Genomic DNA, 21,311 nt, shown 5'->3' on the forward strand with positions numbered 1-21,311 from the left:
GTAGTCGCCAAGGTCAGGCTATTCGACTCGTCGCGTGTTTTGGTTCCCCCGGCAGCGCAACTTGCCACACGCATTCAAGGACTGAATGGCCTGATCCACGAAGGAGCTATCCGTGGACAGAAGAGTTGCCAAGCGTTCGCCTGCACGTATTTCACAGCTGTCATTGGCTATCAGCCTGGCAGTGGGGGGCATGGCCTTTGGTTTGAGCAGTGAACAGGCGCTGGCCGCCTGCAGCGCGGCGGGGTCGATAATCACCTGCAACGGCGCGGCCAACCCACTGGCACCGAGCTATACCAACGGCGGCAGTGGCCTTACGGTCAATGTCAACGCCGGTGCCACTTTGGGCACCTTGCTCGGCATAGGCGGGACGTCCCTGTCGCTGGCCGGCAACAACAACACCTTGAACAACTCCGGAACCATCGACCCGACGTTGCTGGGGCTGCTGAGCATCCAGTCCTCCGCCGTGCAGATCGGCAACACCGGCACCTCCAGCACCCTCACCATCAATAACAACGCCAGCGGCGTGATCAAGGGCACCGGCGCCCTGCTGGGCGCGAGCCTGCTGAACCTCACCGGCATGGCGCTGGACGCGCGTAACGGTCCTACGGGCACCACCACCATCACCAACGCCGGCAGTATCGGCTCCACGCCGCTGGCCAGCCTGACGATACTGAGCGAGGACACTCCGGTCATCGCCGTGACCGGCGGCAGCACGGTGAATTTCACCAACACCGGCACCATACTGGGCCGGGCAGCCTTCGAGGCCTCGGCGACGGGCAACACCTTCACCAACGCCGGGACCCTCACCGGCAGCCTGTCGATGGGGGCCAACAGCAGCAACCGCTTCAACGCCATCACTGGTTCGAGTGTCGGCGCGGGGCTGGGTGTCAGCCTTGCCTTGCTGGTCACCAGCAACCCCAACCTCGCATTCGCGGCGGCGGGCAAGATCGATGGCGGTGCCGGCGGCACCAACACCCTGGCACTGCAGAACGCCATCGGTGGCGGCAGCGGCACCGGCGGTAGCGGTACGATCAATGCCTCCAACTACATCAACTTCAACCGCCTGATCGTCGACAGCGGTACTTGGAGCCTGGTCGGCCAGGTACTCAATGGCACTACTCAAACCACGCTCAATGGCGGCATCCTAAGTTTCGATAACGCTGCCGCGCTGGGCAGTGGCGGCATCACCAGCAATGGCGGGACGCTGCAGGGCAGTATTGCCGGGTTGACCCTGGCCAACGCCGTGACCCTCAACGCAGGAGGCCTGACCGTCAGTGGTAGCAACGACCTGGGCTTGAGCGGCGTGCTGTCGGGCGCTGGCGCACTGACCAAGTCCGGCAGCGGCCTGCTCACCCTGGCGGGCAGCAACACCTACAACGGCGGCACCGTGCTTAGCGCTGGCGGCCTCAACCTGACCAGCGCAGCTGGCCTTGGCAGCGGTTCATTGACGGTCAATGGCGCCGCTAGTCTGCAAGGCAGCGTGCCACTGGTGCTGAGCAATGCCGTGCAGCTCAATGCGGCACTTAGCCTGCCTTCAAGCAACGCCCTGACCTTGGGAGGCATTCTCAGCGGCACAGGCTCGCTGGTCAAAAGCGGTAGTGGCAGCCTGACCCTCAACGGGGTCAATACCTATTCTGGCGGCACGACTCTGAGTAGCGGCACGCTCACCTTGGGCAATGCCAGTGCGCTGGGCAGCGGGGCACTCACCCTGGGCGGCAATGCCAGCCTCGATACCAGCACCGCGCTGACCCTGGGCAACGCCATTGGCCTGGCCGGCAATACCCTGACGCTACCCGGTAGCAACGCTCTGACCCTTGGCGGGGTGATCAGCGGCAGCGGCGCACTGGTCAAGAATGGCGCCAGCGGTCTGACCCTCAATGGTGCCAATACCTACAGCGGTGGCACCACCATCAACGGCGGAGCCCTGACCGTAGGCAGCAACACGGCCTTGGGTACCGGTGCACTGACCCTCGGCGCCAGCACCAGCCTGGGCGCCAGCACGGCGGTCAGCTTGGCCAATGCGGTCAACCTCGGTGTCAATACCCTAAGCCTGGTGGGGACCAACGCCACTACTTTGAGTGGCGTGATCAGCGGCACCGGCGCACTGGTCAAAAGCGGCGCAGCCGACCTGACCCTCAATGGCGCCAACACCTTCAGCGGCGGTCTGACCCTAAACACTGGCAAGCTGACCGTGGGCAATAACAATGCCCTGGGCGGTGGCGCGCTGACCCTCGGCGGCAACGCCAGCCTCGATGCCAATACCGGCGTCAGCCTGGCCAACGCCGTCAACCTTGGGGCCAACACCCTGAGCCTGCTCGGCACCAGCGCGACCACCCTGGGTGGGGTGATCAGCGGTACCGGAGCACTGGTCAAGAGCGGCGCGGCCGACTTGACTCTCAACGGCGCCAATACCTTCAGTGGCGGCACCACGCTCAACACCGGCAAACTGATCGTGGGTAACAATACGGCCCTTGGCACGGGGGCGTTGGCCCTCGGCGGTAACGCCAGCCTGGACGCCAACGCCACGGTCAACCTTGGCAACGCCATCAACCTTGGCGCCAATGCCCTGAGCGTGCTGGGCTCCAGTGCCACCACGCTGAGCGGAGTGATCAGCGGCACGGGCGCCCTGATCAAGAACGGCAGCGACAACTTGACCTTGGCAGGCGCTAATACCTTCAGCGGCGGCCTGACGCTCAATGCCGGCACCCTGACCCTGAACAGTGCCGCGGCCCTAGGCACTGGCGCCTTGACTGTGGGCGGCGCGGCCACGCTGGCCAACAATGCCGCCATGACGCTCAACAACGCGGTCAATCTTGGCGCCAACCTCGCAGTCAATGGCACCAACGACCTGACCCTGGCGGGTAACCTCAGTGGTACTGGCGGCCTGGTCAAGAATGGCAGCGCCAGCCTGACCCTGAGCGGTAACAACAGCCAAACTGGCGCGACTGCGCTCAATGCCGGCACGTTGATTGTCGGCAGCGCAAGCGCGCTGGGCAGCGGCGCGCTGAATGCCGCGGCTAATACCACCCTGGATTCCACCGTCGCCAACTTGAGCGTGAGCAATGCGCTGAACCTGACGGGCACTCTCAACCTCACCGGTAGCAACAACCTAACCTTGGCCGGGGTGATCGCCGGCGCTGGCGGGCTGAGCAAAAATGGCAGCACCACCTTGACCCTCAATGGAGTCAATACCTATGCAGGCGGCACTACGCTCAATGGCGGGCAACTGACCGTCGGCAATAGCGCTGCATTGGGCACCGGCGCATTGACCCTCGGTGCCAACGCCAACCTTGATGCCAGCAGTGCGGTCAGCCTGGCCAACGCCATCAACCTTGGCGCCAACACCCTCAACTTGCTCGGTACCAGCGCTACCACCCTGGGCGGGGTGATCAGTGGCACCGGTGCGCTGGTCAAGAATGGCGCGGGCGACCTGAGCTTGAACGGCAACAACACCTTCAGCGGTGGCCTGACCCTCAACGCTGGCAAGTTGATCGTGGGCAACGACAATGCCCTGGGTGGCGGTGCCCTGACCCTGGGCGGCAATGCCAGCCTGGATGCCAGCACTGCCGTCAGCTTGGCCAACGCGATCAACCTGGGCGCCAATACCCTCAACCTGCTGGGCACTAGCGCCACTACCCTCGGCGGGGTGATCAGCGGCACAGGCGCACTGCTCAAAAGCGGTGCAGCTGGCCTGACCCTGAACGGCAACAACACTTTCAGTGGCGGGCTGACGCTCAATGCCGGCACACTCACCGTAGGTAACAACAATGCCTTGGGTATGGGGGCGTTGACCTTGGGCGGCAATGCCAGCCTGGATGCCAATACCGCAGTCAACCTCGGCAATGCGGTCAATCTGGGTGCCAACACCCTGAGCGTACTGGGCAGCAATGCCACCACTCTGGGCGGAGTCATCAGCGGCAGCGGCGCGCTGGTCAAAAACGGCGCAGCCAACCTGACCCTGTCCGGCGCCAACACGTTCACTGGCGGCCTCACGCTCAATGCCGGCACGCTGACCCTGGGCAATGCCGCCGCACTGGGCACCGGTGCGTTGACGGTCGGTGGCGCGTCGACCCTGGCCAGCACTGGCGCTTTGGTGCTCTCCAACGCCGTCGCTCTCGGGGATGATCTGACAGTGGCTGGCACCAGCAACCTGACCCTGAACGGCACCCTCAGCGGTACCGGCGGCTTGATCAAGAACGGCGCCGCCAGCCTGACCTTGACCGGCAACAACAGCTACTCCGGCGACACCACCCTGAACGCCGGCAGCTTGATCGTCGGCAGTGCCAGCGCGCTGGGCAGCGGCGCATTGAACGCCGCCGCCAACACCACCCTGGACAGCTCTGTGGCTGGCTTGACCCTGGCCAATGCGCTGAACCTGGCTGGCAACCTCAACCTCACTGGCAGCAATGATCTGACCTTGGCCGGCGTCATCGCGGGCGTGGGCGGCCTGACCAAGAACGGCGCCACCACCCTGACCCTGACCGGCGCCAACACCTATACCGGTGCCACCAACCTCGTCGCCGGGCGCATCGTAGTTGGCAGCGACAGCGCCCTGGGCACTGGTGTGCTGAATGCCGCTGGCGGAACCCGCCTGGATGCCAGCACTGCGGTCAATCTGGGTAACGCGGTCAATCTGAGCGGAGCCTTGACCATCGACGGCGGCGCGGACCTCGGCCTGGCTGGCCTGGTCAGTGGCAACGGCAGCCTGATCAAGAATGGCGCCGCCAGCCTGACCCTGGGCGGGCCGAACACCTATACCGGTGGTACCGTGCTCAACGCCGGTGAACTGGTGCTAGGTACCGGTACCTCGCTGGGCAGCGGCAAACTGACCGTCGGCGGCGCCGCCAGCCTCGACAGCAGCGCCGATATCAGCGTCGGCAATGCCATCACCCTGAACGACGCGCTGACGCTGGTTGGCAGCAACGACCTGATCCTCACCGGCGTGATCGACGGCAGTGGCCAACTGATCAAGAACGGCACCGGCTCGCTGACCCTCGATGGCCTGAACACCTATGCTGGCGGCACCTTGCTCAATGCCGGCGAACTGGTCCTGGGCAATGCCAGTGCCATCGGCACTGGTGATCTCACCGTCGGTGCTGCCGCCAGCCTGGACAACAGCGCCGCCATCAACCTGGGCAACGACATCAACCTCAATGCCGACTTGACCTTGGTGGGCAGCGACGAGCTGACCCTCGGCGGTATCGTCAGCGGGGCAGGGCAACTGATCAAGAACGGCAACACGACGTTAACGCTGGACGGCAACAACACCTACAGCGGCGGCACCACCCTCAATGCTGGCGGCGTGGTGATCGGCAATAACAATGCCTTGGGCACCGGCACCCTGACCGTGGCAGGCGCCGCCAGCCTGGACAACAGCTCAGTGGCCAACCTGGCCAATGACATCGATCTGAACGCCAACCTCAGCGTGGCGGGCAGCAATGACCTGACCCTCAGTGGCGACATCAGCGGGAATGGCGGGCTGATCAAGACCGGCTTGGCCGACCTGACCCTGAGCGGCGACAACAGCTTCAGCGGCGCTGTCGACCTGCTTGGCGGCAGCCTTACCACGATTGGTGGCGCGGCCTTGGGCAATGCCTCGTCAGTCAACGTGGGGGCTGGCGCCAGCCTCAATCTCGGCGCGAGCACCAGCGTCGGTGGCCTGACCGGCGACGGCGCAGTGAACATCGGTGCTGGCAGCGACCTGAGCGTTGGCGGCAACAACCTCGACAGTGTGTTCAATGGTGCCTTGGCGGGTAATGGCGACCTGATCAAGGAGGGCAGTGGCAGCCTCGAACTGGCTGGCGTCAACGTTATCGGCGGCAACACCACGGTCACTGGCGGCACCCTCGATGTCAGTGGCTCGCTCAGTACTGGCAGCGTTCAGGTCAATACCGGCGCCGCTCTGGGTGGCGGTGGCAGCGTCTCCGGCCCGGTCACCATCGGCAATGGCGGGCACCTGATCGCCAACAGCGGCGCTACGCTCAACACCGGCGCGCTGACTTTGAACAGCGGCTCGATCCTCGACTTTGGCCTGGCCTCACCCTCCACCGGCAACACTGCGCTGGTCAACGTCAATGGCAACCTGACCCTGGATGGCACCCTCAATGTCAGCGACATCGGCGGCTTTGGCCTGGGTGTCTACCGTCTGTTCGACTACAGCGGTGCATTGATCGACAACGTCTTGAACATCGGCACCGTGCCCGGCAGTGTCCAGCCTGGCGATCTGACCTTGCAGACCTCGATCGGCAGCCAGGTCAACCTGCTGGTGGGTGCGGCAGGTGATGTCCTGTTCTGGGACGGCGCCCAGAACATCCCCAACGGCACCATTGATGGCGGCACCGGCACCTGGAACGGCACTAACACCAACTGGACCGACGCCAACGGTGTAATCAATCAATCCTGGGCCAACACCTTCGCGGTGTTCCAGGGCAGCGCAGGCACTGTCAATGTGGTCGGTACGCGTGACATCACCGGCATGCAATTCGTCACCGATGGCTATCAGCTCAGTGGTACTGGCTCGCTCAATTTGACCAATGCCAGCAATGGTGCGACTACGATTCGCGTCGACCCCAATGTCACGGCCACAGTGAATACCTTGCTGACCGGTAGCGGCCTGCTGAGCAAGCTCGACACCGGCACTTTGGTGCTCAATGGCGCCAATACTTATACCGGTGGCACCCGTCTGGGTGGCGGCACCCTGGTGCTGGGCAGCAATAGCGCGCTCGGTACGGGCGCCCTCACAGCGGCTGCAGGCACCACGCTCGATAGCAATACGGCGCTAAATCTTGCCAATGCGGTGAGCCTGCTCGGCGCCGTGAGCATTGGCGGTAGCAACGCGTTGACACTCAATGGGGTTGTCAGTGGCGCAGGCAGCCTGGTCAAGAACGGTGCCGCCAACCTCACCCTCAATGGCGTCAATACCTACGCCGGCGGCACCACGTTGAACGCCGGCACGCTGACGCTGGGCAATAGCAATGCCATGGGCAGCGGCGCATTGACCGTTTCCGGCCCCGCGACCCTGACCGGCAGCAGCGCCCTGAACTTGGCCAATGCCATTGCCCTGAACGCCAACCTGACCACCCAGGCGAGCAACAACATCACCCTGGGCGGGGTGATTGGTGGTAGCGGTGGCCTGATCAAGACCGGCGCGGGCAGCCTGACGCTCAACGGTAACAACAGCTATCAGGGCAGCACTGCACTCAACGCCGGTACCCTGGTGGTCGGTAGCAACTCAGCCCTGGGTAGCGGGGCGCTCAACACTGGTAGCGGAACCACACTGAGCAGTACAGCGGCCGTGACCCTCGGCAACCAGATCAACCTTGCCGGCAGCCTGAATATCGCCGCCGCACAGGACCTGACGCTCAATGGCAACCTTGCCGGCGTTGGCGGTCTGACCAAGGCCGGCGCAGGTACCTTGGTGCTCAACGGCAGCAACATTTACCTGGGCAATACCAGCCTCACCGCCGGGAGCTTGGTGCTGGGCAGTGATACTGCGCTCGGCCTAGGCCAGCTCAATGCGGCCAATGGCACAACGCTCGATAGCAATACGGCGGTGAGCGTCGGCAACACCGTCAACGTGCTCGGCAACCTCAACGTTGCTGGCAGCAACGACCTGGCCTTGAACGGCCTGGTCAGCGGTGCTGGCAGCCTGACCAAGAACGGCGCTGGCGAACTAACCTTGGCGGGCGCCAACACCTTCAGTGGCGGCACCACCCTCAATGCCGGGACCCTGACCCTGGGCAACAATCAGGCCCTGGGCACGGGCAGCCTGACCCTCGGCGGCGACGCCAATCTTGATACGCTGGGCCCGCTGAGCGTCGCCAACCAGATCGCCCTCGGTGGTGATCTGAGCTTCATCAGCAGCAACGACCTGACCCTGTCCGGCGTGATCAGCGGTGCGGGCGGCTTGAACAAGACCGGTACTGGCAACCTGACCCTCAGTGGGAGCAACACCTACCAGGGCACCACCACCCTGGCCGCTGGCAGCCTGACCTTGGGCAACAATGCCGCGCTCGGCACAGGCAACCTTTCGGTCACTGGCAATAGCTCGCTGCTGGCAACCGGCCCGCTGCAACTGGCCAATGCAATCGGCCTCGGCGCGGCGACCACCCTCACTGTCAATAACAGCCAGGCGCTGACCTTGGATGGCGTCATCAGCGGTGCTGGCGCTCTGAACAAACAAGGTGCAGGGCAACTGGTGCTCAATGGCAACAACAACTACAGCGGCGGCACCACGCTGCGCAATGGCAGCCTGCTGCTAGGCAACAATAACGCATTGGGCAGTGGCGCGCTGACCGTGGATGGTGCCGCCACCCTGGACAGCACCCAGGCCCTGACCCTGGCCAACGCAGTCAACCTTACCGACGGCTTCCTCACCCTGGCGGGTAATCAGGCCCTGACCCTCAACGGCGTCATCGCTGGCAGCGATGGGCTGATCAAGAACGGTGCAGCGACGCTCACCCTCAATGGCAACAACACCTACAGTGGCGGCACCGCCCTGAATGCAGGCACCTTGGTGGTCGGCAGCAACAGCGCCCTGGGCACTGGCAGCCTGAACGCTGCAGCTAACACCAGCCTTGATTCCAGCGCCGCGGTCAGCCTGGCCAATGCGCTAAACCTGGCCGGCGCGCTGACTGTGCTGGGCAGTAACGACCTGACCCTCGACGGCGTGGTCAACGGCCCAGGCAGCCTGGTCAAGAGCGGTGCTTCGACGCTGACCCTCAATGGCGCCAATAACTATCTGGGCGGCACCACGCTGAACGCTGGTGCGCTGGTGGTCGGCAATAATTCAGCACTCGGCCTGGGCGGTTTGACAGTGGCTGGCGCTTCGACCCTGAGCAGTAATGCTCCGGTCAGTCTGGGCAATAACGTTACCCTCAATGCCGGCCTGACCGTCGATGGCAGCAACGACCTGAGCCTGAACGGGGTAGTCAACGGCACCGGTGGCCTGATCAAGCAAGGCAGTGGCAACCTGACCCTGAACGGCAACAACGGTTACCAAGGTGGTACCCAACTGGCAGCCGGTACCCTGACCCTGGGCACTTCCGGCTCCCTGGGCACGGGCGATCTGAGCGTCACCGGCGATTCGACCCTCAGCAACAGCGCGACCATGGTCTTGGGCAACGACATAACTCTGGGCAATGGCGCCGAGCTGACCCTGGAGACTGGCAGTGCGTTGACCCTCAGCGGCGATATCGCCGGCACCGGCAACCTGGTCAAGACCGGGGTTGACGATGTCACCCTGGTCGGTACCAAGACCTTTACCGGTGACCTGGACATCCAGGCCGGATCGGTGACTACCCTGGGCAGTGGCGTGCTGGCCAATGTCGACAATCTCAACATCGGCGCGACCGGCCAACTGAACCTCAATGGCGATGCCAGCCTCGGCAGCCTGACCGGCTCGGGCGTGGCCGACATCGGTATCGGCAGTACCCTGAGCCTGGGCAGCAACAACACCAGCAGCACCTTCGCCGGCGCCCTGAGTGGCGCGGGCAACCTGGACAAACTCGGTACTGGCACCCTGACCCTGACCGGTACCAGCAACCTGGGCGGCAGCACTCAGGTCAGCGCAGGTACCTTGCAAGTCGATGGCAGCCTCAACAGTTCAGCGCTCACCGTCGCCAATGGGGCCAGCCTGAGCGGCTCAGGCACTGTCGCAGGTCCTGTGACTATCGCCAACGGCGGCCATCTGGTCGGCCAGAGTGGCAGCACCCTGGGCCTGGGTTCACTGGTGCTCAACGGCAGCTCGATCATCGACATTGGCCTGGCTTCGCCGCTCACCGGTGGCACTGCATTGTTCGATGTCGGCGGCAACCTGACGCTCGACGGTACCCTCAATGTCAGCAACATCGGAGGCATGGGCAATGGTATCTACCGGATCTTCGACTACGCCGGTGGCCTCACTGACAACGGCCTGGTCTACGGCAGCTTGCCCAGTGGGGTGACCAGCGCCGATCTGACCCTGCAAACCGCCCTGGCCAACCAGGTCAACCTGCTGGTCAGTTCACCGAACCTGGTCATCCAGTTCTGGGACGGCAGCCAGAGCATTGCCAACGGCCTGGTCGATGGTGGCAGCGGCGTGTGGAACAGCGCCGGAACCAACTGGACCGATATCAACGGCCTCGTCAACAGCGCCTGGGGTGGCACCTTCGCGGTGTTCCAGGCACCCGCTGGCGATGTCACCGTGCAAGGCAGCCAGACCGTCAACGGCATGCAATTCGTCGACAATGGCTATCGCCTGCTGGCCGGCACTGGCGGCGCACTCAACCTGATCAACGGCAGCAGCGGCGACACCTCAGTGCGGGTCGATCCTGGCGTCACCGCGACCCTCGACCTGCCACTCAATGGCAGCGGCACGCTGAACAAGCTCGACAGCGGCATCCTGGTGCTCAACGGCAACAACAGCTACAGCGGCGGCACCACCTTGAGTGGCGGCACTATTGTGGTTGGTAGCAACACAGCCCTGGGCAGTGGAGCACTGGCTGCAAACGCCGGCACCACCCTGGACAACAACAAGATCGTGACCCTGGCCAACGACATCAGCGTGGCCGGCCCGCTGAACCTCAGCGCCAGCAACAACCTTGCCCTGGATGGCGACATCAGCGGCAACGGAGGCTTGGTCAAGTTCGGCACCAGCACCCTGCGTCTGGGCGGCAACAACAGCTACCTGGGCGACACGGCGCTCAATGCCGGGCAACTGCTGCTGGGGTCCAACACTGCCCTGGGCAGTGGCGCACTGAACGCCGCAGGTGGTACGCAACTGGACAGCAGCCAGACCGTCATCCTCGGCAACAACGTCAACCTCGCCGGTGAGCTGCAGGTGCTCGGCAGCAATGACCTGACCCTCACTGGCATCGTCGCCGGTAGCGGCAGCCTGCTCAAGTCGGGCACCGCCCGCCTGACGCTGCTCGGCGCCAACACCTACAGCGGCGGTACCGAGCTGCAGGATGGCACCTTGGTCCTGGGCAACAACAGTGCCCTGGGTAGCGGCAGCCTCAACGTCACCGGCAGCGCCGCGTTGGATACCAATAGCCCGGTCACCATTGCCAACGCGCTGAACGTTACGGGGACAGTCGACGTGCTGGGCAGCAGCGACCTGCACCTTGCTGGGGTGCTCGGCGGCAATGGCGTGCTCAATAAAAACGGCCTAGCCGACCTGACCCTGAGCGGCAACAACACCTTCAGCGGTATTCTCAACATCCTCTCGGGCAGCCTCAGCACCCTCGGCACCACCGCCCTCGGTACCCAGAGCGAGCTCAACGTCAGCAGTGGCGCGACCCTTAACCTGGATGGCAACACCACCCTGGGCGATATCGGCGGCAACGGTGTGATCGACATCGCCGCTGGCAACAGCCTGAGCGTGACTGGCGGGGTCTTCGACGGGGCTATCAGCGGTGCCGGTACCCTCGCCAAGATCAGCGCCGGCACCCTGGCGCTCAACGGCGTCAGCAGCCTGACTGGCGTCACCAACGTCAACGGCGGCACCCTGACTGTCGATGGCAGCCTGGCCAGCGCCAACGTGGCGGTCAACAACGGCGCCACCCTGGGCGGCAGCGGTACTCTGAGCGGCGCAGTGGCCCTGGCGGATGGCGCCAGCCTGGCGGTCAACAGCGGCTCGACCTTGAGCGTCGGCGCGTTGAACATGGGGGCCAACTCGATCCTCGATGCAGGCCTCGGCGCGCCACTGGGCGGCGCGGCGCTGATCGACGTCGCTGGCAACCTGACCCTCGACGGCACCCTCGATATCACTGACCTGGGCGGCTTCGGCTCTGGTGTCTACAGCCTCATCGACTATGGTGGAACCCTGCAGAACAACGGCCTGACCATTGGCACTACGCCGGTTCCAGCGAGCGATGTGACCGTGCAGACCAGCGTCGCCAACGAGGTCAACCTGGTGGTCGGTGGTAGCAGCAACCTGTTGTTCTGGGACGGTAGCCAGACAGTCGCCAACGGCCAGATCGACGGCGGCAGCGGAACGTGGGACAGCACCACGACTAACTGGACCGACGCCAACGCGACCGTCAATAGCACTTGGAACAACACCTTCGCCATCTTCCAGGGCGCAGCGGGCACCGTCACCGTCAATGGCAGCCAGTCGATCAGCGGCCTGCAGTTCGTCACCGACGGCTATGTGCTCGATGCTGGCACCGCGGGCGAGCTGATCGCCGCCAACGGGGGCAGCGGCCAGACCAACGTGCGCGTCGACAACGGCGTCAGCGCCACCCTCAACGTCGCCATCAACGGCACCGGCAAGCTGGCCAAGCTCGACAACGGCACCCTGGTGCTCAACGCAGCCAACGGCTACAGCGGCGGTACCGCACTTAATGGCGGCACCTTGGTGGTGGGTAACGATAGCGCCCTGGGCAGTGGCACCCTGACCGCCGCCGCAGGCACCACCCTGGACAGCAACAAGGCCGTCACCCTGGCCAACACCAGCGTGCTCAACGGTGCTCTGGCCATCGCCGGCAGCAACGCGCTGACCCTCAACGGTGCGATCAGCGGCGCCGGTGGCCTGATCAAGAATGGCGCCAGCCAGCTCACCCTGGGCGGCAGCAACAGCTACACCGGCGGCACCCAGATCAACGCCGGCAGCGTGGTCGGCAACAGCAGCAGCCTGCAAGGTGCGATCCTCAACAACGCTGCCCTGACCTTCGAGCAGAACGCCAATGGCAGCTACACCGGCAACCTCACCGGCAGCGGTACGCTGACCAAGAACGGCACTGGCGAACTGCTGCTGACCGGCACCAACGGCCTGACCGGCAACACCCAGGTCAATAGCGGCAGCCTCTTGGTCAACGGTCGCCTCGACAGCGCCAACGTGGTGGTTGCAGGCGGCGCCAACCTGGGTGGCAGCGGTACCCTGGCGGGCGCGGTGCAGGTACAAGACGGCGCCTCGCTCAGCGCTGGCGCTGGCAGCACCGCGCTGTCGGTCGGCAGCCTCGCGCTGTCGTCGGGTAGCGCCTTGAACCTTGACCTTGGCGCACCAACGGCGTCCACCACCGCGGTCAAGGTCGCGGGCAACCTGACCCTCGACGGCACCCTCAACATCACCGATGCCGGTGGCTTTGGGACCGGCGTCTATCAACTGTTCAGCTATGGCGGCACGCTGACCAACAACGGCCTGGTATTCGGCGCCATCCCCGGCAGCGTGGCCCTGGCTGACCTGACCCTGCAGACCGCGATCGCCAACCAGATCAACCTGGTGGTGGGCGGCGACGATGGCTCGCTGTTGTTCTGGAACGGCAGCAAGACCAGCGCCGATGGCACCATCACCGGTGGCAGCGGCACCTGGGGTAGCGGCACTAACTGGACCAACGCCGCCGGGACCAGCAGCGACACCTGGGCCGATCAGTTCGCCGTGTTCGGTGGCCAGGCGGGCACTGTCACGGTGGTCGGCAACCAAGGCTTCACTGGCCTGCAGTTCCTCACTGACGGCTACCAAGTGGTGCCTGGCACAGGTGGCAGCCTGACCCCGGTCAACGGCGCCGATGGCAGCCTGGCCGCAGTGCGGGTCAACGCTGGCGCCACCACCCTGATCAGCGCTGCACTGACCGGTAGCGGCGGCATCGAGAAGCTCGATTCCGGCACCCTGGTGCTGGCGGGCGCCAACACCTACAGCGGTGGCACCACAGTCAGCGGCGGTACCCTGGTGGGTAACACCAGCAGCTTGCAAGGCAACATCCTCAACAACGCCAGCCTGGTCTTCCAGCAGGCGGCCAACGGCACCTACGCAGGCGCTCTCAGCGGCACCGGCACCACCACCAAGACTGGCGCTGGCACCTTGTTGCTGACGGGCGACAACCCGTTCAGCGGCGCCTTCAACGTCAACCAGGGCGTGCTGCAGGTCGGCAACGCCGCCAACCCCAATGCCAGCCTCGATGCGCAAGTTACCGTGGGCAGCGGCGCCGGCCTGACCGGTAACGGCACCCTCGCCAGCCTGACCAACCACGGTACCGTGCTGCCGGGCAGCGATGGCAACCTGAGCGTCACTGGTGATTTCACCAACGCCGCCGACGGCACCTTGGTAGTGGCCCTCGACCAGCCAACCGTGAGTGCCTTGAACGTCGGCGGTACCGCCAACCTGGGGGGTAGCTTGCAAGTCACCAGCCTGGCCGACGGTAACGGTCAGTACACGGTGGTCACTGCTGACGACGGCGTGGAGGGCACCTTCGCCACCACCAACCTGAGCAACAGCGCGTTCATCGACAGCGATATCGATTATGGCGACAACGACGTCACCATTACTGTCAGCCGCAACGACAACGATTTCGCCGACGTCGCAGCTACCCGCAACCAGCACGCGGTGGCCAGTGCTCTGGACACCACGGCGGCACCAACGGCGCTGCAGAACACCCTCCTGACCATGGATCAGCAACAGGCCCGCGCAGCCTTCGACAGCCTCTCCGGCGAGATCCACGCCAGTACCGCCACGGTGCTGATCGAGGATTCGCGTTACCTCCGCGAGGCCGTCAACGACCGCATGCGCCAGGCCGACTGCACTGCGCAGAACGACCCACGGCGCACCCTGGCGCCGACCGCCAACCAGCAAATGAGCAGCGAGGGTTGCCAAGGTCAGGCCGTGGGTTGGATGCGCGCCCTCGGTGGCTGGGGTGATTACGATGGCAATAGCAACCACGCCAGTGTCGACCGCGAGCTGTCGGGCTTCATTCTCGGCGTTGACCGCGCGCTGGATGACCAGTGGAAAGTCGGTGTCGCCGCCGGCTATACCCGCACCAGCATCGACGCCAGCCGGCGCAACTCGGATGCTTCGGTCGACAGCTACCACCTGGCAACCTACCTCAACTACCAGCTCGACGCCTTCGCCGCGCGACTGGGTGCCGGTTACAGCTGGCATGACATCGACACCAAGCGTGATGTCCAGGTGGGCGCCTACGACGACCGTCTGAAGTCCAGTTACAAGGCGCGCAGTGCCCAGGTGTTTGGTGAAGTGGGCTACGCCTTCGATGTCGGCGGTGTCGCCCTGGAGCCATTCGCAGGCCTGGCATACGTCAATTACGACAGCGACACCGGGCGCGAGAAAGGTGGGGTAGGGCGGCTTGAAGCCAGTGTCGACCAGGACGTGACCTTCTCCACCGTTGGCGTGCGTGCGGGTAAACGCATCACCCTCGACAACGGCAGTGAGGTCACCCCACGGCTGTCGGTCGGCTGGCGGCACGCCTTCGGCGACACCAAGCCGGATGCCGACATGAACTTCGTTCAGGGCGGCGCGGGCTTTAGCGTCGAAGGGGTGCCGATTGCCCGCGATGCTGCGGTGGTCGAGGCCGGGGTCGACTTGTCCGTGGGTGAGAGCGGCAAGCTTGGCTTGGGTTACTCCGGGCAGCTCTCCAGCGAGAACCGCGACCATGGTGTGGTGCTGAGTTTCAGCATGGGCTTCTGATTGTTTTGCTGCACTGGCCTCGGGGCCGCTCTGCGGCCCTTCGCGGGCAAGCCCGCTCCTACAGGACTGGCTGCGCTGCTGATCCTGTAGGAGCGGGCTTGCCCCGCGATGAGGCCGGTACTGCTGCAGAAAAAACCAGGCTGCCCAGCACACCCTCAGTAACGCTAGACTGTGTCCTTTCCAGCAATGGACAGGAGGTCCGGCGTGACCCAACCCCGCAGTTTCCCCAGTGACCTGTGCCTTGAAAGCCCGCGCCTGCAACTGCGCCCCATGCGCCATGCAGACGCTGCGCAGTGGCTGGCGATCATGGCCGATCCGCAGGTCATGCGTTACTGGCACCACGCACCCTGGCAAAACCTCGCCGAGGCCGAAAGCGCACTGGCCGCCGACCGCCAAGCCTACGCCAATGGCGAGCTGCTCAAACTGGGCATGTACCGCCGCGACAACGGCGAGCTGATCGGCATGGTCCAGTTGTTCAACATCGATGATATTTCCCGCCGCGGCGAGATCGGCTACTGCCTGGCCAGTAGCGTGCAAGGCCGCGGGTACATGGACGAAGCGCTGACCTGCTTCATCGACTACCTCGCCCACACCCTGCACATGCGCCGCCTGGAAGGCGAGATCGACCCGCGTAACCAGGGCTCGGCGCGAACCCTGGAGCGCCAGGGCTTCGTCCTTGAAGGCACCTTGCGCGCACGCTGGTGCGTGGCGGGCGAGCTGTCCGACTCAGGGCTCTACGGGCTGTTGCTGGAACCGCCTGTTGCATAGGCGAATAGCTACTTTTCGGGGGACAGTTTTCGTGTCGCTGGTGATCAGTCCGTTGCTCGAAGACCTGCAACTGACTGACATCGACCAGGCCATGAAGGCTGCGCCCGCGCTCATCACCCAGGGCAACACCGTGCCCATCCAGGACTCTGAGTGGTTTGAGCCAGGTACAGCCCTGGGGTATGGTCGCAGCTTGTCCCGTTTGCTCCTGGTGCGACCTTGCCCGCTTTCTACCTGACTTTCAGCCTGCTGTTGTACCTCGTCAGCTTGTACTTCGAGGGTGCCGTAATGAGCGCCGGGCGCCATATGCCGGCCTTGCAGATGCTGCTGTACGGGCCGTGGGGCGTGCCGTTCGGCTTGTACCAGTGGTTCGCCAATCCGTTGCTGGCACTGGCGGTGCTGGCCCACCGACGTTTTCGCCGGCTGGCGCTGGTACTGGGGTTGGCGGCGTTGTACCTGGCGGCCAGCAGCCTTGGCATCGATCGGCTGCCGGATAACCGCAGCTATGCGTTCCAGGATTTGATTGGCTTTGGTGCAGGTTTTTATCTGTGGCTGGGGGCGATTGCGCTGTTTTGCCTGGGCCAGGGTTGGTGGTGCTGGAAGGCTCGCAGCAGCACTGACATGCCCGGCTGGCGCTGGCTCGATGTGGCGCTGATCGCGGCGCTGGGGGTGGCGGTGTATGCCGGCACGCAGATGCCCTCGCTGCGTTTTCAGGTCGATAAGGTATTGATGCCGCCCGAGCAGCCGCAGGCGTTTTGAACTGCATCAGTGCTAGGCGCGGGCCTGTCCCGCGATGAGGTCAGCACTGCCAACAGCACACTGGGGCATCAGCGCGAGGTGCCCCACTGCACCACCAGCATCCCCAGCACAATCATCCCCACCCCCACCAGCCGCCAGACATTCACCGGCCGCTCCGGTAGACCCATCAGCCCCCACTGATCGATCAGCAGCGACGACAGCACCTGCCCGGCAATCACGCAGACGATGAATCCCGCCGCCCCCAGCCGGGGCGTCAGGACCAATGCAGCGGTGATGTACAGCACCCCGGCCACGCCGCCAAACCACGCCCACCAAGGCGCCTGGGCCAGGCTCTGCAACTGCGGCAGCGGTGCGCGCATCACCAGCAGCGCTGGCACCAGCATCAACAAACTGACCAGCAGCGACACCCCCGCGGCCCACAACGGATGGCCCAGCAACCGACCCAGGGCGGCATTGCTGCCCGCCTGGAATGGCACGGCGGCGCCAGCCAGCACGGCAACGAGCAATGGCAGCAGGGCAGATAGAGCTAATGCTTGCGGCATGATGTTCTCCAGTAAAAGGGCTGGTTTCAGTCTCGGTTATCCATTTCAATGATGGAAATTCGAAGTCTGCACAGGCTGTATTCGCACCATGGATGATCTGCGCCGTATCGACCTCAACCTGTTGTTGACCCTGCACGCCTTGCTCAGCGAGCAGCACGTCTCGCGCGCGGCCTTGCGTTTGCATCGCAGCCAGCCGGCGGTGAGCCATGCGTTGGCGCAATTGCGCGAGATCTTCGCCGACCCGCTGCTGGTCCGGCGCGGCGGGCGGCTGCACTTGAGTGCCCGTGCGCAAGCCTTGCGTGAGCCTCTGCAACACGCCTTGCAGCAACTCGATGGTCTGCTCGGCAGCCCAGGGTTCGAGCCGGGCAGGGCGCGGCGAACGTTTCGCCTGGCGATGTCCGACTATGGCGCGCGGGTAGTATTGCCGGCGTTGATTCGCGAACTGCGCCAGGATGCCCCAGGGGTGGACTTGGTGGTTTCCCAGGGCAGTCGCGAGGCGATGCTGGGGCAACTGATCGATGGCGAAGTGGATCTGGCCCTGGGGGTGTTTCCCGAGCTGCCTTCTGAGGTGCAGTGCCAGGTACTGTTCGAAGAGTCGTTCGTCTGTCTGGCTGACCGGCGTGGCCTGCCGTCGCGGGGTGGGCTGACCCTGGCGCAATGGCTGGCGCGCCCGCATGTGCTGGTGGCGGTCCGTCCGGGTATCGACAACGAGATCGACCTGGCCCTAGAGGCGCTGGCTGAGCAGCGCCGGATTGCCCTGACGCTGCCGCACTGGGGCGTTGCCCAGACGCTGATCGCGGGCACCGACCTGATTCTTACCGTGGCCCGCCGCAGCCTGCTCGGCACCCGCCTCGACCCCGCCCTGCGCAGCTTCGCGCCGCCGCTGCCGATTGCGCCGTTTGCCTTTGCCCAGGTTTGGCATTCGCGGCGCGAAGGCGATGCTGGGCATGCCTGGCTGCGTGAACGAGTGCGGGTTCTGAGTGAGTGTAGTGCCGGGGCGAGCTGATGCTGATGTTTGTTCGGCGTGGTTGGCCAGTTGCCAGAGAATGCTAGGCTGGTTGCCAACTTTGAATGCAAGGACCCGCCATGCTCAGCCGATCCACTATCGCCAGTGCCGCCCTACTGGCGTGCTTTGCTTGCCAAGCCCAGGCCGAGGACTACTCGCAAACTTACACCCAGTGCATGGACAAGGCCTCCAGCACATTGGCCATGGGCGCTTGTATCCAGGCCGAGACCCGCTTGCAGGATGAGCGGCTGAACCGGGTGTACAAGCAACTGATGGCCAAGCTCGATAAAGAGCAGAAAACCAACCTGCGCGATGTGCAACGCACATGGATCAAGTACCGCGACGGCAACTGCGCCTTCCACGGCCGCTTGAGCAGCGGCAGTATCTACCGCATCGAAGGGGCCATGTGCGAAATGGACATGAGCCGTGACCGCGCGGCGGAGCTGGAGCGGGTGCTCAGCCCGGGGCAGTGAGGGAAATCGAGGTGACTGCCAACGGCCAAGTCACCCTTGTCTGACGTTATCCACGAGCCTGGCGCTGGTGGCGAGCCTTCAGATAGGCCTGCACCTCTATTGCATCCCCAGCAAACTCGATGCGTTCGGCCTTGGCCGAGCGCTGGTAGGCATACATCGGATCGTAATACTCCTTGAGCAACCCCTCGATCCACCCTCGATGCAGCTCCACTGCACCACTGCGCACCTGCTCATCAAGGGCCAGCTTGAGCCATTCAGCCAGCCGCTGGAATCGCTCGCCACCCAGCCGCTTGTGGATATTGGCCATGCTCTGCAGCATGCGTTCGGCATACAGCCGAGGGCCATGCTCAGGCCCGTGCAGGTCAACGAACTCGGCAGACAGATGGATGACATAATCGCGCAGGATGCGCTCGACCCGGTTGGCAAAACTGTCTTCCAACCACACCAATGGATAGTGCTGCATGCCTTGGTAGAGCTCCAGCGGCAGGGTGCAACTGCCAATGATCCGCCCTTCATCCTCCAGCACGAATTGCTCGATGCCGCGCGCGCGCTTTTTCAGCACATCGATGGCCAGGCGGTTTTCGAAGTCGATCTGCACCGGCTGGGCGCTCGCGCGCTTGCCGAAGCTCGAGCCGCGATGATTGGCGTGGCCTTCCAGATCCAGCACATTGTTCAGTTGGTGTAGCACCTCAGTCTTGCCAGTGCCAGTCAAACCGCCGAGCAGGACGAAGTCGCATTGGGCTGCGGCCTGTTGAGTGGTCTGCAGTAAAAACGTACGCATGGCCTTATAGCCGCCCCTGACCCTGGGGTAGGCGATGCCCACTTCTTCACGCAGCCACTGCTGCACGATCAGCGAACGCAGGCCGCCGCGAAAGCAGTACAGGTAACCATTGGGATGAGCCTTGGCAAAGGACGCCCATGCGTATAGCCGCTCGTCCTTGGTCGCGCCGCTGACCAGTTGATGGCCGAGGCTAATGGCCGCGGCCTGGCCGTGCTGTTTGTAGCAAGTACCGACTTTCTGCCGCTCCTGATCGTTCATCAGCGGCAGGTTGACCACGCAGGGGAACGCACCCTTGGCAAACTCGATGGGCGCACGCATGTCCATCATTGGCGCATCATCGAGAAACAGCTGGCGGTAGTCGGAGCAGTCAAGGCGCATCAAATCACCTCGACCGCGTGGCGCTGTCGTTCGACCAGCTCGCCAATCGGCGACAGCTGCAGGCCAAGTTCAGTGGCCACCGCCAGAAACTGCGCCTCACCCTCCGGGCTGACCGCCACCAGCAGGCCGCCGCTGGTTTGCGGATCACACAACAGCTGTTGCTGCTGCTCGCTCAGCACGCCGATCTTGTGCCCATAGCTGTCGTAGTTGCGCAGGGTTCCGCCAGGGATGCAGCCCTCGGCCAGGTAGTGCTCGACGCTCGGCAGACGCGGCACGGCTCGATAATCCAGGCGCGCCGTCAGGCCGCTGCCTTCAGCCAGTTCCACCAGGTGGCCCAGCAGGCCAAAGCCGGTCACGTCGGTCATCGCCTTGACTCCATCGAGCTTGCCAAAGTGGCTGCCTGGGGTGTTCAGGGTGCACATCCAGTCCCGCGCCAGGCCCTGGTCTTGCTCGCGCAGCATGGCCTTTTTTTCTGCCGTGGTAAGGATGCCGATGCCCAGCGGTTTGGTCAGGTACAGGCGGCAACCGGCCGTGGCGGTGTCGTTGCGCTTGAGATGGCGTTTGTTGACCACGCCGGTCACGGCCAGGCCGAAGATCGGCTCAGGGGCATCGATGGAATGTCCGCCGGCCAAGGGGATACCGGCTTCGGCGCAGACTGCGCGCCCACCCCGGATGACTTCGCGTGCAACTTCGGGCGGCAATACGTTGATCGGCCAGCCGAGGATGGCGATGGCCATCAGCGGGTCACCGCCCATGGCATAGATGTCGCTGATGGCGTTGGTGGCGGCGATGCGGCCGAAATCGTATGGGTCGTCGACGATCGGCATAAAGAAGTCGGTGGTCGAGACCACCCCGCGTTCATCATCCAGGGCATAGACGGCAGCGTCGTCACGCGAGGCGTTGCCGACCCACAGGTTCGGATCTAGGGCCTGACTGCCGCTCTCGGCGAGGATCACATCCAGCACCTTGGGCGAGATCTTGCAGCCGCAACCGGCGCCGTGGCTGTACTGGGTAAGACGAATCGGCTCGCTCATACGCACCTCGCATTGTGTGTTGGGCGAGTCTAGCAAACCTGGCGTTTGGGCCATGGGCACTATACTTCGACGGGTGTTGCGGGGCGTCAGGGTTGGCCTCATCGCGGGGCAAGCCCGCTCCCACGCCTTTGAGTTCTCAGCCATCTGCGTGGGAGCGGGCTTGCCCCGCGATGAGG

Annotated in this window: 9 protein-coding genes; 6 read left to right on the plus strand and 3 right to left on the minus strand. The window is 64.2% G+C overall.

Translation table 11 applies throughout. The features are described 5' to 3' along the window. Positions 1-112: 112 nt before the first annotated feature. From HU737_RS00980 to HU737_RS00995, 4 genes are all read left to right on the plus strand, one after another. Complete coding sequence (locus HU737_RS00980) at positions 113-15,397, plus strand: autotransporter-associated beta strand repeat-containing protein (RefSeq protein WP_367616005.1); 15,285 nt, start codon at positions 113-115, stop codon at positions 15,395-15,397. A gap of 204 nt (positions 15,398-15,601) precedes the next feature. Then, a complete protein-coding gene (locus HU737_RS00985; RefSeq protein ID WP_186554116.1) occupies positions 15,602-16,165 on the plus strand; it encodes a GNAT family N-acetyltransferase in 564 nt (187 codons plus the stop codon). 31 nt (positions 16,166-16,196) lie between these two features. Further along, positions 16,197-16,400 carry a hypothetical protein gene (locus HU737_RS00990; protein ID WP_186554115.1) on the plus strand — a complete coding sequence of 68 codons (204 nt, stop codon included), beginning with the start codon at positions 16,197-16,199 and terminating at the stop codon, positions 16,398-16,400. Next, positions 16,382-16,921, plus strand: coding sequence for a hypothetical protein (locus HU737_RS00995; RefSeq protein WP_186554114.1), 540 nt, complete (start codon positions 16,382-16,384; stop codon positions 16,919-16,921). The genes HU737_RS00990 and HU737_RS00995 overlap by 19 nt, the downstream gene beginning before the upstream one ends. 68 nt (positions 16,922-16,989) lie before the next feature. Here HU737_RS00995 and HU737_RS01000 read toward each other — a convergent pair whose 3' ends face one another. Further along, the gene (locus tag HU737_RS01000) at positions 16,990-17,463 is read right to left on the minus strand and encodes a DMT family transporter (RefSeq protein WP_186554113.1); all 474 of its coding nucleotides are present in this window, start codon (positions 17,461-17,463) and stop codon (positions 16,990-16,992) included. An 88-nt stretch (positions 17,464-17,551) separates the two neighbouring features. Here HU737_RS01000 and HU737_RS01005 point away from each other — a divergent pair, with 88 nt between their 5' ends. Then, entirely contained in the window at positions 17,552-18,469 is a 918-nt protein-coding gene (locus tag HU737_RS01005) for a LysR family transcriptional regulator (RefSeq protein ID WP_186554112.1), read from the plus strand. An 80-nt stretch (positions 18,470-18,549) separates the two neighbouring features. Continuing rightward, positions 18,550-18,942, plus strand: coding sequence for a lysozyme inhibitor LprI family protein (locus HU737_RS01010; protein WP_186554111.1), 393 nt, complete (start codon positions 18,550-18,552; stop codon positions 18,940-18,942). A gap of 46 nt (positions 18,943-18,988) precedes the next feature. Here HU737_RS01010 and mnmH read toward each other — a convergent pair whose 3' ends face one another. Further along, the gene (gene mnmH, locus HU737_RS01015; protein WP_186554110.1) at positions 18,989-20,101 is read right to left on the minus strand and encodes a tRNA 2-selenouridine(34) synthase MnmH; all 1,113 of its coding nucleotides are present in this window, start codon (positions 20,099-20,101) and stop codon (positions 18,989-18,991) included. Next, complete coding sequence (selD, locus tag HU737_RS01020; protein WP_186554109.1) at positions 20,101-21,135, minus strand: selenide, water dikinase SelD; 1,035 nt, start codon at positions 21,133-21,135, stop codon at positions 20,101-20,103. The genes mnmH and selD overlap by 1 nt, the downstream gene beginning before the upstream one ends. Positions 21,136-21,311 lie beyond the last annotated feature (176 nt).

Source organism: Pseudomonas urmiensis (assembly GCF_014268815.2).
GTDB classification, from domain to species: Bacteria; Pseudomonadota; Gammaproteobacteria; order Pseudomonadales; family Pseudomonadaceae; genus Aquipseudomonas; species Aquipseudomonas urmiensis.

Excerpts from the sequence above, each read along its gene's own strand:
- mnmH (WP_186554110.1), bottom strand. The coding sequence starts at position 20,101 with ATGCGCCTTGACTGCTCCGACTACCGCCAGCTGTTTCTCGATGATGCG.
- HU737_RS01005 (WP_186554112.1), top strand. The coding sequence starts at position 17,552 with ATGGATGATCTGCGCCGTATCGACCTCAACCTGTTGTTGACCCTGCAC.
- HU737_RS01000 (WP_186554113.1), bottom strand. The coding sequence starts at position 17,463 with ATGCCGCAAGCATTAGCTCTATCTGCCCTGCTGCCATTGCTCGTTGCC.
- HU737_RS01010 (WP_186554111.1), top strand. The coding sequence starts at position 18,550 with ATGCTCAGCCGATCCACTATCGCCAGTGCCGCCCTACTGGCGTGCTTT.
- selD (WP_186554109.1), bottom strand. The coding sequence starts at position 21,135 with ATGAGCGAGCCGATTCGTCTTACCCAGTACAGCCACGGCGCCGGTTGC.